Origin of the sequence: Streptomyces sp. NPDC021224, assembly GCF_044332905.1 — a bacterium.
Lineage (GTDB): Bacteria > Actinomycetota > Actinomycetes > Streptomycetales > Streptomycetaceae > Actinacidiphila.
The window spans coordinates 433,505-447,033 of the sequence record NZ_JBIRPW010000007.1 but is presented as its reverse complement, the minus strand read 5'-3'; the positions used below and the strand labels follow the sequence as shown (position 1 = coordinate 447,033).

The 13,529-nt window shown below is 73.2% G+C and carries 9 protein-coding genes; 7 read left to right on the top strand and 2 right to left on the bottom strand.

The annotated features are described in order from the left end of the window. The first annotated feature begins 31 nt into the window (after positions 1–31). The gene (glgC, locus tag ACH4PY_RS20825) at positions 32–1,249 is read left to right on the top strand and encodes a glucose-1-phosphate adenylyltransferase (protein ID WP_398184597.1); all 1,218 of its coding nucleotides are present in this window, start codon (positions 32–34) and stop codon (positions 1,247–1,249) included. A gap of 69 nt (positions 1,250–1,318) precedes the next feature. On the opposite strand, the gene ACH4PY_RS20820 is transcribed toward glgC, so the two are convergent. After that, on the bottom strand, positions 1,319–4,420 hold the full coding sequence (locus tag ACH4PY_RS20820; RefSeq protein WP_398184594.1) for a GH92 family glycosyl hydrolase: 3,102 nt from the start codon (positions 4,418–4,420) through the stop codon (positions 1,319–1,321). A gap of 367 nt (positions 4,421–4,787) precedes the next feature. Here ACH4PY_RS20820 and ACH4PY_RS20815 point away from each other — a divergent pair, with 367 nt between their 5' ends. From ACH4PY_RS20815 to ACH4PY_RS20800, 4 genes are all read left to right on the top strand, one after another. Beyond that, the gene (locus tag ACH4PY_RS20815) at positions 4,788–5,585 is read left to right on the top strand and encodes an ATP-binding cassette domain-containing protein (RefSeq protein ID WP_398184591.1); all 798 of its coding nucleotides are present in this window, start codon (positions 4,788–4,790) and stop codon (positions 5,583–5,585) included. Continuing rightward, positions 5,582–6,634, top strand: coding sequence for an ABC transporter permease (locus tag ACH4PY_RS20810; protein WP_398184588.1), 1,053 nt, complete (start codon positions 5,582–5,584; stop codon positions 6,632–6,634). Before ACH4PY_RS20815 ends, ACH4PY_RS20810 begins: the two co-directional genes overlap by 4 nt. An 86-nt stretch (positions 6,635–6,720) precedes the next feature. Further along, positions 6,721–7,719, top strand: a complete 999-nt coding sequence (locus tag ACH4PY_RS20805) for an ABC transporter substrate-binding protein (protein ID WP_398184585.1) — start codon at positions 6,721–6,723, stop codon at positions 7,717–7,719. Between the two features lie 141 nt (positions 7,720–7,860). Next, the gene (locus tag ACH4PY_RS20800; protein ID WP_398184582.1) at positions 7,861–8,868 is read left to right on the top strand and encodes a LacI family DNA-binding transcriptional regulator; all 1,008 of its coding nucleotides are present in this window, start codon (positions 7,861–7,863) and stop codon (positions 8,866–8,868) included. A gap of 46 nt (positions 8,869–8,914) precedes the next feature. Here ACH4PY_RS20800 and ACH4PY_RS20795 read toward each other — a convergent pair whose 3' ends face one another. Further along, positions 8,915–9,754 (bottom strand): aldo/keto reductase, encoded by an 840-nt coding sequence (locus tag ACH4PY_RS20795; protein WP_398184579.1) that lies wholly within the window; start codon positions 9,752–9,754, stop codon positions 8,915–8,917. A gap of 386 nt (positions 9,755–10,140) precedes the next feature. On the opposite strand from ACH4PY_RS20795, the gene ACH4PY_RS20790 reads away from it, so the two are divergent. Together ACH4PY_RS20790 and ACH4PY_RS20785 are read left to right on the top strand one after the other, a co-directional pair. Beyond that, on the top strand, positions 10,141–11,184 hold the full coding sequence (locus tag ACH4PY_RS20790) for a LacI family DNA-binding transcriptional regulator (RefSeq protein WP_398184576.1): 1,044 nt from the start codon (positions 10,141–10,143) through the stop codon (positions 11,182–11,184). Between the two features lie 215 nt (positions 11,185–11,399). Then, positions 11,400–13,499: a SpoIIE family protein phosphatase gene (locus ACH4PY_RS20785; RefSeq protein WP_398184572.1), complete on the top strand. Its 2,100-nt coding sequence runs from the start codon at positions 11,400–11,402 to the stop codon at positions 13,497–13,499. Positions 13,500–13,529: the final 30 nt, after the last annotated feature.

Below are 13,529 nucleotides of genomic sequence, written 5' to 3'. Positions count from 1 at the left end.
GCGGAGCGGAAGACGACCCAAGGGGGACGCGATGCGCGGTGGACCTTCGGTGCTGGGCATAGTGCTGGCGGGCGGCGCCGGGAAGCGGCTGATGCCGCTGACCGCCGACCGCGCCAAGCCGGCGGTGACCTTCGGCGGTACGTACCGCCTGGTGGACTTCGTGCTGTCCAACCTCGTCAACGGCGAGGTCATGCGGATCTGCGTGCTGACGCAGTACAAGTCGCACTCGCTGGACCGCCATGTGACCACCACCTGGCGGATGTCCAGCCTGCTCGGCAACTACGTCACGCCGGTGCCCGCGCAGCAGCGGCTCGGCCCGCGCTGGTACCTGGGCAGCGCGGACGCCATCCTGCAGTCGCTCAACCTGGTGTACGACGAGCAGCCCGACTACATCGCCGTCTTCGGCGCCGACCACGTCTACCGGATGGACCCGCGGCAGATGCTCGCCCAGCACCTGGAACACGGCGCGGGCGTCACCGTCGCCGGTATCCGGGTGCCGCGCGCCGACGCCTCGTCCTTCGGGGTCATCACGCCCGCCGCGGACGGGATCGCGGTGGAGCGCTTCCTGGAGAAGCCCGCCGACCCGCCCGGCCTGCCCGGCGACCCGGACCGGGTCTTCGCCTCGATGGGCAACTACCTCTTCACCACCAAGACGCTCGTCGACGCGCTGCACGCGGACGCCGAGGACCCGCAGTCCGTGCACGACATGGGCGGCAGCATCCTGCCCCGGCTGACCGCGGCGGGTGTCGCGCAGGTCTACGACTTCGACACCAACCACGTACCCGGCGAGACCCCCCGCGACCACGGCTACTGGCGTGACGTCGGCACCCTGGACGCCTACTACGACGCCCATATGGACCTCATCTCCGACCAGCCCGCCTTCAACCTGGACAACCGCAAGTGGCCGATCTACACCCACCCCGGTCAGCTGGCGCCCGCGAAGATCGCGGCCGGCGGCATCGTGGGGGAGTCGGTGATCAGCCCCGGCTGTGTGATCCGCGGGCAGGTCACCCGCTCGGTGCTGTCGCCCGGGGTGGTCGTCGATGCGGGCGCGGTGGTGCAGGGCTCGGTGCTGCACGACGCCGTCCGGGTCGGCCGCGGCGCGATCGTGCGCGGGGCGGTGCTGGACAAGAACGTCGATGTGCCGCCGGGTGCGGTGATCGGCGTGAACCCCGACCGCGACCGCGAGCTCTACACGGTCTCCGCGGGCGGGGTCATCGCGCTCGGGAAGGGGCAGCGGGTGGGGTGAGGGCGCTCCGGCGGGGGCGCCGGGACGAGAGGGCGGGGGCGCCGGAGCGCCCCCGCCCTCAGCGGGCGGTCAGCTCACCGACCACTGCTGGTTCGCGCCGCCGTTGCACGTCCACACGTCCAGCTGGGTGCCGTTGGCGGAGTTCGAGCCCGGGACGTCCAGGCACTTGTTCGCCGCCGCGTTCACCAGCTGCGAGCCGCTGACCGTCCACTTCTGGGCGTTGCTGCCGTTGCAGTCCCACAGCTGCACCAGGGTGCCGTCGGCGGTGCCGCTGCTCGCGTCGTCCAGGCACTTGCCGAGGGACTTCACCGTGCCGTCGGTGCCCACGGTCCAGGACTGCGCGTCGGTGCCGTTGCAGTCGTAGAGCTGGACGTGGGTGCCGTTGGCGGTGCCGGAGTTGGCGACGTCCACGCACTTGCCGGCCAGGCCGGTGATCGCGTGCGGGACCGCGGCGCCGCCGGACTTGCCGAACACCTGGAACTCGTAGATCCGCGCCGCCGTGTCGCCGCCGGTGTTGGTGGGCGCCGAGATCGCCAGCCGGACGTAGCGGGCCTGCCGCGGTGCGATCGCGTGGAAGGTGCGGCTGGCGCGCGAGCCGGTGACGTTCGCCGCGAGCGACCAGGTGCTGTTGTCGGTGCTGGTGAGGATCTGGAAGGCCGCGGTGTTCCACGAGGTGTCCTCGCCGCCGAGGCCCGCGTGCTCGACCGCGAAGGAGCCGACCGTCTGCGCCGAGCCGAGGTCCACGGTCAGCGTCGGGTTCGCGTCCTTCGAGCACCACTTGCTGTTGTTCTTCAGCGAGCCGTCGACCGCCTTGTCCGCCCCTTCCGTGCTCGCGCACGGCGTGGACCCGGTGGCCGTCTTGCCCAGCGCCAGGTCCGGGCCGGTGTCCGGGGCCGCCGGGATCGGCGTCGCACCGTCCTGGAAGGAGGGCGGGACGTCGCCCGCGCCGGTGCCCCAGCTCGCGCTCGGAGCCGCGCCCATGGTGTAGTCGAGCGTCGCGCCACCGGACACGTCCGGGTAGCGCAGCCAGTTGTGCGTGGTGGCCGTGCCGTTGACCTTCAGGCCCTGCACGTAGCCGCCGCTGCCGGTGGAGTTGACGGTGATGTCGCCCGCCGCCCGCTTGACCGTCACGGAGGGGAACTGCGGGCCGTTGACGGCCAGGGTGTCCGCGCCGGGCGTCACCGGGTACATCCCGAGCGCCGCCCAGACGTACCACGCCGAGGTGGCGCCGAGGTCGTCGTTGCCGGGCAGGCCGCCCGCGCCGGTGGTGAAGGACTCGGTCATCACCTTGCGCACCGCGTCCGCCGCGCCCGCCGGGTCGCGGGCGAAGTCGTACGCCCACGGCACGCCGTGCTCGGGCTCGTTGCCGATGTAGTAGTACGGCAGGCTCTGGCCCGCGTTGACCTGCGTGAAGTGGTGGTCCAGGCGCTGCGCCGCGGTCGCCGGGCCGCCCATCGCGTTGATCAGGTCGGCGTAGTCGTACGGCACCATCCAGGTGTACTGCGCCGCGTTGCCCTCGGTGAAGTTCGACTGGCTGGCCGGCTGCAGCGGCCAGGCCCAGCTGCCGTCGGAGTTGCGGGTCTGGATGTAGCCGGAGTCCGGGCCGAAGGTGTTGCGCCACCACTGGGCGCGGGTCATGTGGGTGCTGTAGCTGGAGGTGTTGCCCAGCGCCTTGGCGAACTGCGCGACCGCGAAGTCCGACGCGCTGTACTCCAGCGAGTCCGACGGCTCGGTCAGGTAGTGCTGGCTGGTGTACGGGCCCTGGTTGCCGCGGATCGGCGAGCCCTGCGCGGTGCCGCCGTTGGACGCCTTCTCCATCAGCGTGAGCGCGGCCGAGGTGTCGAAGTTCCGTGCGCCGAACGCGTACATGCTGCTGACGACGATCGGGCCGGGGTCGCCGGTCATCACGAAGTCCTCGTTGGTCTGCTGCGACCACTTGGGCAGCAGACCGCCCTGCTGGCCGTCCAGCACCATCGAGTTGGCGATGTCGGAGGCCTCGGTCGGGGCGATGAGCGCGATGAGCGCGGCCCACGAGCGGTAGATGTCCCAGCCGGAGTAGTTCTGGTAGACCGGGCGGGAGGAGTTGTGCACCGCTCCGTCGAAGCCGCGGTAGTCGCCGTTGACGTCACTGGAGATGTTCGGGCTCTGGAAGACGTGGTAGAGCGCCGTGTAGAACTTCTTCAGGTTCTCCGTGGAGCCGCCGGTGACCTGCGCGCGGCCGAGCACGCCGTTCCACGCCGCCGAGGTGGCGCCGCGCGTGGTGTCGAAGTTCCAGCCGTTGTTCTCGGCCGTGAGGTTCGCCTGGGCGTTCGCCACGCTCACGTAGCTCAGGCCGACCTTGGCCTGCACGGTCTGGCTGCCGGTGGTGTCGAAGGTGACGTACGCGCCGGTGTTGGTGCCGGAGGTGGACGTGGAGCCGGCCGAGACCGTACCGCCGTTCCAGGTGCCGTATCCGCTGGGGGCGCGGTCGAAGCGGATGTCGAAGTAGATCTGGTAGGTCTTCGACGAGCCGCAGAAGCCGCCCGCGGTGATGCTGCCGGTCAGCTCCGATCCGCTGATCTTCACCGAGCCGCTGCGGTTGCCGGTCGCGCTGCGGCTGGTGTTGACCAGCAGGCCCGCGCTGGTCGTCGAGGGGTACGTCAGCCGCGCCATGCCGGTGCGGGTGGTGGCGGTCAGCTCGACGTTGGTGGAGTACTTGTCGAGCCGGTTCTTGTAGTAGCCGGGCGAGGCCGACTCGTTGGCCTTGGTGTACGGCGACGCGTAGCTCGTCCAGTTGCTGCCGGGGGAGGTGCCGACCGAGCCGGTGAACGGCATCAGCGGCAGGTCCTCGTTGTTGGGGCAGCCGGCGCCGTCGAAGTGGGTGAGGCTGAAGTCCTCCACGGAGGAGTCGGAGTAGCGGTAGCCGGACGGGGAGGCGGTGGGGGTGTCGGGGCTGAACTGCACCCCGCCGAACGGCGCCACCGCGCCCGGGTAGGTGCTGCCGCCGGCGCCGCCGCCGACCGGGTTGGGGGCGTTGCTGTCGTCGGTGCCCACGAACGGGTCGACGTAGCCGGTGTAGTCGGTCGCCGCCTGGGCGGCCGGTGCGGCGGCGAGGCCGCCGATGCCGAGGACGGCGAGTAACAGGGCGCCGGCGGCGCCCGCTGTTCTGCTGCGGAACACGGGAGGGAGCACGAAGGACCACCTTCTCGTGGCGGCGGCCTGCCGCGGATGACGCACGGCCCGGCAGCCTCTTGGGCACTGTGGGGGGGGCTCGGGGACGAGCGGGACGTCCGACACCGGGGGCGGCCCGCGGAGGCGATGACCGGGCCGCGGGGCGCTGACGATGTGAACGTTACCAAGGCGGAGTGCATCTTCCGGCGCCGCTGACGGCATGTCAATACCCGGCGCCGCGAAGGGAATGCGGATCGGCCACCGAAGGGGTGCGGACGGACCGGGTGTGTGCGCGACGCCTTGACATGTCATGATCACGATCGCACAATCCGGGCACGCTTGCGAACGTTACCAAGCGCCGTGCGACACGACACTGGGGGAACCGCCGATGGCAGAACCGCTCCTGGAAGCACGCCGGCTGACCAAGAGATTCGGCCATGTCACCGCGCTCAGCGAGGCCGACTTCACCGCCTACCCCGGCGAGGTCGTCGCCCTCATCGGTGACAACGGGGCCGGGAAGAGCAGTCTGGTCAAGGCGCTGTCGGGGGCCGTCACCCCGGACAGCGGGGAGATCCTCGTGGAAGGCCGCCCGGTACGGCTGGAAAGCCCGCTGGACGCCCGCCGGCACGGCATCGAGACCGTCTACCAGGACCTCGCGCTCGCCCCCGACCTCGACGCCGCCGCCAACCTGCACCTGGGCCGGGAGATCTACCGCGGCGGCCTCCTCGGGCGGCTCAAGGTCCTCGACAGCGCCGCCATGCGCCGCTCCGCCGTCACGGCCTTCGCCGAACTCGGCGTCGACCTCAAGGACGTCGGCGCCCCCGTCGCGACCCTGTCCGGCGGGCAGCGGCAGTCCGTCGCCGTCGCCCGCGCGGTCGCCTTCGCGCACCGGATCATCTTCATGGACGAGCCCACCGCCGCCCTCGGCGTCGTCCAGCGCGGCCGCGTCCTCGACACCGTCCGGCGGGTCCGCGACCGCGGCATCTGCGTCGTGCTGATCAGCCACAACATGCCCGAAGTGCTGTCCGTCGCCGACCGGGTCGAGGTGCTGCGGCTCGGCCGCAGGGTCGCCCGCTTCACCGCCGCCGGAACCAGCGTGGAGGACCTCGTCGGCGCCATGACCGGCGCCCTGGACGCGGAAGCCGGCGGCCCCGCCGCCGACCGCGGAGAGGACGGCCCCCGGTGACCGCCCAGGCCCCCGCCCAGCGCAAGGACGAGCAGCGGCCCGCCGCCCGCCGCCGCCCCGCCGTGCCCCCGTGGCTGGCGCGGCTGGCGCGCGCCAACGAGTCCTGGACCTTCGGGGTGCTCGCGCTGCTCGTCGCCTTCTTCACCGCCGCCCGGCCCAGCACCTTCCTGACCCGCTACGACATCACCCAGATCGCCACCAACGCCGCCATCTACCTGGTGCTCGGCGTCGGCATGACCTACGTCGTCATCGTCGCCGGCATCGACCTGTCCGTCGGCTCGGTGCTGGTGCTCTCCGCCGTGCTGTCCGCCGAATACACCATCCACCACGGCGGTGCGAACGCCGGCTGGGGGACCATCGCCGTCAGCACCCTCATCGCGCTCGCCACCGGCCTGGTCTGGGGCGCGCTGCAGGGCTGGCTGGTCGCCAAGGCGAAGGTCCCGCCGCTCATCGTCACGCTCGGCGGCTTCGGCGCCGCCCTCGGCGTCGCCCAGATCATCACCGGCGGCCAGGACCCGGCCGGGGCCGTCTCCGGCAGGCTCCAGCGGACCATCGGCTTCGGCAAGCTCTTCGGCCAGATCCCCTGGCTGGTCGTCATCGCCTTCGCCACCACCGTGGTCTTCGGCCTCGTCCTGGCCTTCACCCGCTTCGGCCGCTACACCTACGCCATCGGCTCAAACCCGGAATCCGCCCGGCGCGTCGGCATCGACGTCGACGCGCACCTGGTCAAGGTCTACGCCCTGGTCGGACTGCTGTCCGGCCTCGGCAGCGTGATGTGGCTGGCCTACTTCGGCAGCACCTCCATCGCCGGGCACTCCACCGACAACCTCAAGGTCATCACCGCCGTCGTGCTGGGCGGCGCCAGCCTCTTCGGCGGCCGCGGCTCCGTGCTCGGCACCGTCATCGGCGTCTTCATCCCCGCGGTGCTCAGCACCGGGCTGATCATCATGGGCGTCCAGCAGTACTGGCAGGACGTCGCCATCGGTGTCGTCCTCGTCGCCGCCGTCTACGTGGACCAGCTCCGCCGCCGCGGCACCGACCGCCGCTGACCCGCGCGCCCGCCGCACCCGCGCCGCCCGCGCCCCGCGCGCCCCCTCGCAAGGCCCACCCTCGTACCCACGAAAGGCCGCCCGCCATGCGCCAGTCCCTCCGCCCGTCCAGAAGAACCGTCCGGATCGCCGGCTGCTGCGCCGTGCTCGCCCTGACCGCCGCCACCACCGCGGGCTGCGGCGGCGGTTCCGGCGGCGGCTCGGGCTCGCACTCCCTCGACCTCATCACCGGCGTCAAGAGCGACCCCTTCTACATCACCATGTCCTGCGCGGCCCAGCAGGAGGCCAAGAAGCGCGGGGTGAAGCTCACCGTCAACGGCTCCGCGCAGTGGGACGTGTCCGTGCAGCGCCCCATCATCGACTCCGTCGCCGCGACGCACCCCGACGGCCTGCTCATCTCCCCGGTCGACACCGCCGCCCTGACCCCGGCGCTCCAGCAGATGCAGGGGGCCGGGACCAAGATCGTGCTGGTCGACACCGACGTCAGCGACTCCTCCGTCGGCGTCTCCCGCATCTCCTCCGACAACGAGGCGGGCGGCCGCACCGCCGCCAAGGCGCTCGCCCAGCTCATGGGCGACAAGGGCTCGGCGATCGTCATCAGCGTCAAGCCCGGGGTGTCCACCACCGACGCCCGTATCAAGGGCTTCACCGACGAGATGAAGCAGAACCACCCGAACATCACCCTGCTCCCGGTGCTCTACGACAACGACCTGCCCGCGACCGCCGCCTCGCAGATCCAGTCCACCCTCGCCGCCCACCCCGACCTGGCCGGGGTCTTCGCCGGCAACACCAACACCGCCCAGGGCATCTCCACCGGCCTCCAGGCGGCGGGCAAGCAGGGCAAGGTCAAGGTCGCCGCCTTTGACGCCGAGCCGGACGAGATCACCGCGCTGACCAACGGCACGCTCGACGTGCTGGTCGCCCAGGACCCCGGCGCCATCGGCCGGCAGGGCGTCGACCAGGCGCTCGCCGCGATCGACAAGAAGCAGGTCACCCAGCACATCGGCACGGACATGGTCGCCATCACCAAGGCCAACATGAACCAGCCCGACATCAAGAAGTACTACTACCAGGCGGCCTGCTGACGCCGACTCCGCACCGGCGGCCCGCACGGGGCCGGGCCGCCGGGGAACGGCGGGCCGTCCGGGCGGGCCCGGCCGCGGCACACGGCGGCGGCCCTGCCATCATCGACGCACCAGCCGGCCGGCACAGCGACGAGGAGGCCCGTGAACCGTCCGACCATGAAGGACGTCGCCCGCGCGGCCGGCGTGAGCCCCATGACGGTCTCCCGGGTGGTGTCCGGCGCGCCCGGCGTCGCCCCCGAGACCGCCGCCCGCGTCGGCCAGGCGGTGCGCAGGCTCGGCTACCAGCGCAACGACAACGCCCGCAGCCTGCGCCAGAAGAACCTCGGCACCTCCACCATCGGCCTGGTCGTCGACGACCTCGCCAACCCCTTCTACGCCCTGATGGCCCGCTCGGTCGAGGACGAGGCCCACCGCCGCGGCCATGTCGTCCTGGTCGGCAGCACCAACGACGAGCCGCAGCGCGAGCGCGAGGTCATCGCCGCCTTCACCGCCCGCCAGGTGGACGGCCTGATACTGGTCCCCACCAGCGGCAGCCACGCCTTCCTCAAACGCCCGATGGACGGCGGCACCCAGGTGGTGTGCGTCGACCGGCCCGCCAGGGGGCTCGCCGTCGACACCGTCACCGTCGACAACCGGGCCGCCGCCGGACGCGCCGTCACCCACCTGCTCGGCCACGGCCACACCCGTATCGCCTACCTCGGCGACCGCTACGACATCTGGACCCAGGCCGAGCGGCACGCCGGCTACCGCGACGCGCTCGCCGCCCACGGCATACCCGAGGACCCCGCTCTCGTCCGCCACGAACTGCGCTCGCAGCCGCAGGCACGCGCCGCGCTCGCCGCCCTGCGCACCCTGCCCGATCCGCCGACCGCCGTCTTCACCAGCAACGACGTGATCACCCTCGGCGTCCTGGACGCCCTCGGCCACCCGGCGCCGCTCGCCCTGGTCGGCTTTGACGACCTGCCGCTCGCCGAGCGGCTGACCCCGCCGCTGACCGTCGTCAGCCAGGACCCGGTCGCCCTCGGCGGCACCGCCGCCAACCTGCTCTTCTCGCGTATCGCCGGGGACCGTTCGGCGCCGCGCTCGGTCGTGCTGCTGACCCGGTTCGTGATCCGCGGCTCCGGCGAGCCGCCGCCCGCCGGGGCCTGAACGGCGCTCCCGGCGGGCGGACTCCGCTCCGCGACGTGGCGGGGCGTCAGTCGTCGGGCACCCAGTTGAAGGTGTCCGGGTCCGGGCCGGTGCGCTCGTCGCGGTCCAGGGCGCTGATCGCCGCCATGTCGTCAGGGGTCAGGTCGAAGTCGAAGATCCGGGAGTTCTCCGCGACCCGGGCCGGCGTCACCGACTTGGGGAAGACGATGTCGCCGCGCTGGATGTGCCAGCGCAGCGTCACCTGCGCGGGTGTGCGCTCCAGCCGCTCGGCTATCGCCGTGATCACCGGGTCGCCGAGCACCTTGCCCTGGGCGATGGGCGACCATGCCTCGGTCGCGATGCCGTGGTCGGTGTCGTAGGCGCGGACGTCGTCCTGGGTCAGATAGGGGTGGATCTCGATCTGGTTGACCGCCGGGACGGTGGAGGAACTCTGCGCCAGCCGCTCCAGGTGGTGCGGGTTGAAGTTGGACACGCCGATGGCCTTGGCGCGGCCCGAGGCGTAGATCTCCTCCAGCGCGTGCCAGGTCTCGGTGAAGTCGCCGATGCCGGGCAGCGGCCAGTGGATCAGGAAGAGGTCCAGGTAGTCGAACCCGAGGTCGTCCAGGGAGCGGCCGAAGGCGGTCAGGGCCGCGTCATGGGCGTGGTAGCCGTTGTTGAGCTTGCTGGTGACGAAGACGTCGCCGCGGGCGAGCCCGGACTCCCGCACGGCGGTGCCGACCTCCCGCTCGTTGCCGTACATCTGTGCCGTGTCGATGTGCCGGTAACCGCTCTCCAAGGCGGTGAGCACCGCTTGCCGGGTGTCGTCGGGCGGGATCTGGAAGACCCCGAAGCCGAGTTGGGGTATCGAGGTGCCGTTGTTGAGAGTGAGGCTGGGGATGTGCGTCATGGATACGGTCCCTTGCTCCCCCCGCTGTCCTGGGCGTCCTTGCTCGTGCCGGGCCGGTTGCGGCCGCTGCCGGGGCCGGTGGCACCCGGCGGCGACGGCCGGGACCGGCCCGGTCTCCTCTTCCGGGCGGCTGCCCGGTCCGCCGGAGGTCATGCGCGGACGCCGGGGCATCTCTTGGGAGAGCGCTCTCACAGGGGGTCACGACCCGATACGCTGTGGCCCTGCCCGGCCGTCGGCGCACCGCCCGTGCGTGTCGTGCTCCCGCACGTGCCCCCTGCCGTCCCGCCGTCCGCGGCCCTCCCCCACCCCACCCCGCCCCGGTTGCCCGTTCCCCGGCCCCGCAGTTCCGCAGTCCCGCCGCCCCACCGCGCGAAGGAGTCCCCCCGTTGTCCGAGCCGCCCCCCGCCGCCCGCCCCACGCTGGAAGCCGTCGCGGCCAGGGCCGGGGTGTCGCGGGCCACGGTCTCCCGGGTGGTCAACGGGGGAGCGGGGGTGCGCAGCCCGCTCGCCGAGCGGGTCCGCGCCGCGGTCGAGGAGCTGGGCTACGTACCCAACCAGGCCGCCCGCACCCTGGTGACACGGCGCAACGGGGCCATCGCGGTGGTGGTCGCCGAGCCGGAGTCGCGGTTCTTCACCGATCCGTTCTTCGCCCAGCAGGTGCGCGGCATCAGCCGTGAGCTGTCCGCGCACGACAACCAGCTGTTGCTGCTGCTGACCGGCGGAGCCACCGACCGGGAGCGGGTCGGCCGCTACCTGACCGGCGGGCACGTGGACGGCGCGCTGATCTTCTCGCTGCACGCCGACGACTCGCTGCCCGCCCTCGCCCGCAAGGCGGGCGTCCCCACCGTCATCGGCGGCCGCCCCACCTGGCCCGACACCGACGCGCGGCGCCGCACCCTCTACGTCGACTGCGACAACCGCGGCGGCGCGCGGGACGCGGTACGGCGGCTGCTCGCGATCGGCCGGCGGCGCATCGGGCACATAGCCGGGCCGCTCGACCAGCCCGCCTCCGTCGACCGCCTCGACGGCTTCCGCGACGTGGCCCCCGACGCCGGGCCCGCGATGATCGCCGAGGGCGACTTCACGCCCGAGGGCGGCGCCCGCGCCATGGAGCAGCTGCTGGAGCGCTCTCCCGACCTCGACGGCGTCTTCGCCGCCTCCGACGTCATGGCCTCGGGCGCGCTGCGGGTGCTGCGGTCGCGCGGGCTGCGGGTGCCGGAGGACGTCGCGGTGGTGGGCTTCGACGACATGGTCTCGGTCGCCGAGTGGACCGACCCGCCGCTCACCACCGTCCGGCAGGACATCGAGGAGATGGGCCGCCTCATGGCCCAGCTGCTGCTGCGCACCCTGGAACTCCAGGACAGCCCGGACGGCACCGCCGCCTCGCCGATCATCACCCCGACCCGCCTGGTGCTGCGCGCCTCGGCATGAGCGACGCCCCTGCCGGGGGCGGGAGAGGGCCGGAGCCGCCGTCCGACCACCCGGGGGAGCGCTCTCCCGGGCCCGCGCCCCCGGTCCCGTGCGTCCGGCTGGGGGTCCGGTTCCTGGCCGGGCAGACCGACGGGAGACTCGGGCCGCGGCCGAGGGGCCGGGCCCCGTGGGTGGCTCGGCGCGCCCCGGCGCGTGCTCCGCGGGATGATCGGAGGATGAGCCGCAGCGGCCAGGACACGGGCATGCCCGAACTCGAACCGGAAGTGTTCGACAGCGCCATCGTGCCCGTGGCCATCACGGCCGGGCCCGAGCACCTGCTCGTCTACTACAACGCCGCCTTCCACGGGCTCTTCGGGCCGCGCCGGCTCGGCGCCCCGGCCCGTGAGGCCTTCGGTGAGCCCGCCGCCGCCCGGTTCGTGGACATGCTGGAGGACGTCTACCGCGACCACACCGCCCGCCAGGTCACCTCGCCGCGCACCACCGACGGCAGCGCCCCCGGCTCGCCCGGTGTGCAGCACTTCGTCTACAGCTGCTCGCCGGTGGTCTCCCGGCACGGGCCGGGTGTGCTCGCGGTCGCGATCGACACCAGCGCGCAGGTCGCCGCGGCCGAGCGCGCCCAGCGGCTCTCCGAGCAGCGCCACCAGGCCCTCCAGCGCTACGAGGCGCTGATGTCCGCCGTCAGCCAGATCGTCTGGCTGATGCAGCCGACCGGTGAGATCACCGAGCTGGTCGGCGGTTTCGAGGAGTTCACCGGGCTGCCGTGGCGCCCGGTCATCGACCAGGAGTGGCTGGCCACGGTCCACCCGCACGACCGCAACCGCCTCGTGCACACCTGGCGGGAGGCCGCGGCCGATACCCCGTCGACGTTCGTGTGCACCTTCCGGATGCGCACCGCCTCCGGCACGTACCGCCATGTCCAGTCCCGCGCGGTGCCGATCGTGCGCGGCAACGTGGCCGTCGAGTGGATCGGGACCACCGCGGACGTGGAGGACCAGTGGCGCAACCGGCTGCGCGAGCGGCTGCTGGCCCGGGTGGCGACGGTGACCGCCGCCGCCGACGTGCCGCAGGCCTTCGCCGCCGTCACCGCCGCGGTGGTGCCCGAGCTGGCCGACGCCTGCACCGTCTTCCTGCTGCCGGGGCACGGGATGGGCCAGGAGGCGCCGGGCGGCGGCCCGTCCGCCTCCCGCGCGGCGGCCACCGCGCGGGACGGGCTGCCCGCGATGCCCGCGCTGGGCGGCGACCCCCGGCCGCTCGGCCCGGTCGCCCGGCAGGTCGTCGAGAGCCGCCGCCCGCGGCTGCTGACCTTCCCCGCGGGCGAGCCCCCGGCCGGGGCACTGGCGGAGATGTCGGCGCAGTGGCTGCGCGAGGCGCGGGCCACCAGCGTCGCCCTGGTGCCGATCGTGATCGACGCGGCCGTGGCCGCTTTCGCCGCGGCCGTCGGGTGCGCGGACAGCCCGCCGCCCGGCCCCGCCGACCTCCAGCTGCTCGGCGACGTGCTGCACGAGGTGCGCGATCCGCTGCGGCAGGCCATGGAGCTCCAGCGCACCCGGCACACCGCGCTGACCCTCCAGCGGTCGCTGCTGACGCCCACCCCGCGGGTGCCGGGCGCGGAGCTGGCCGCGCACTACCAGCCCGCGAGCACCACCGCGGAGATCGGCGGGGACTGGTACGACTCGCTGCTGCTGCCCGACGGCTCGGTCACCCTCACGATCGGCGACATCGCGGGCCACGACCTGGACGCCGCCACCTCGATGAGCCAGCTGCGCAGCATGCTGCGGGTCATCGCCTACGACCCGGGACATCCCGGGACCCCGGCCGAGAGCCTGGCCCGGCTCGACCGGGTCGTGGAGGGGCTGGGCATCGCGCCGCTGGTCACCGCGGTGCACACGCATCTCGTGGCCCGCCCGGACGGCGGCTGGCAGGCGTCCTGGTCCAACGCCGGCCACCCGCCTCCGCTGCTGCTGCCCGCCGCGGGGCCGCCGCGCTTCCTGGAGGGGGAGGGGCCGGACCTGCCGCTGTGCGTGGCCCCTTCCCTGGACCGCAGGACCTGGCACCAGGAGCTGTCCGCCGGGGACACCCTGCTGCTCTACACCGACGGACTGATCGAGGTGCCGGGCACCGACATCAGCGAGGGCATGGCGGCGCTCGCCGAGGAGGCGGTGCGCGCCCGCAGCGGGGCGCTGTCGCTGACCGCGCTGTGCGCCCGGCTGCTGGCCTCCGCGGCCGACCGGCGCGACGACGCCGCCGTCATCGGCTTCCGGCCCATCGCCCGGAACGGCGGGCCGCGCCCCGACCCGCCCGAGGCCCGCACCTGACCCGCACGCCGGGGACGGCGCCGGTCCGGC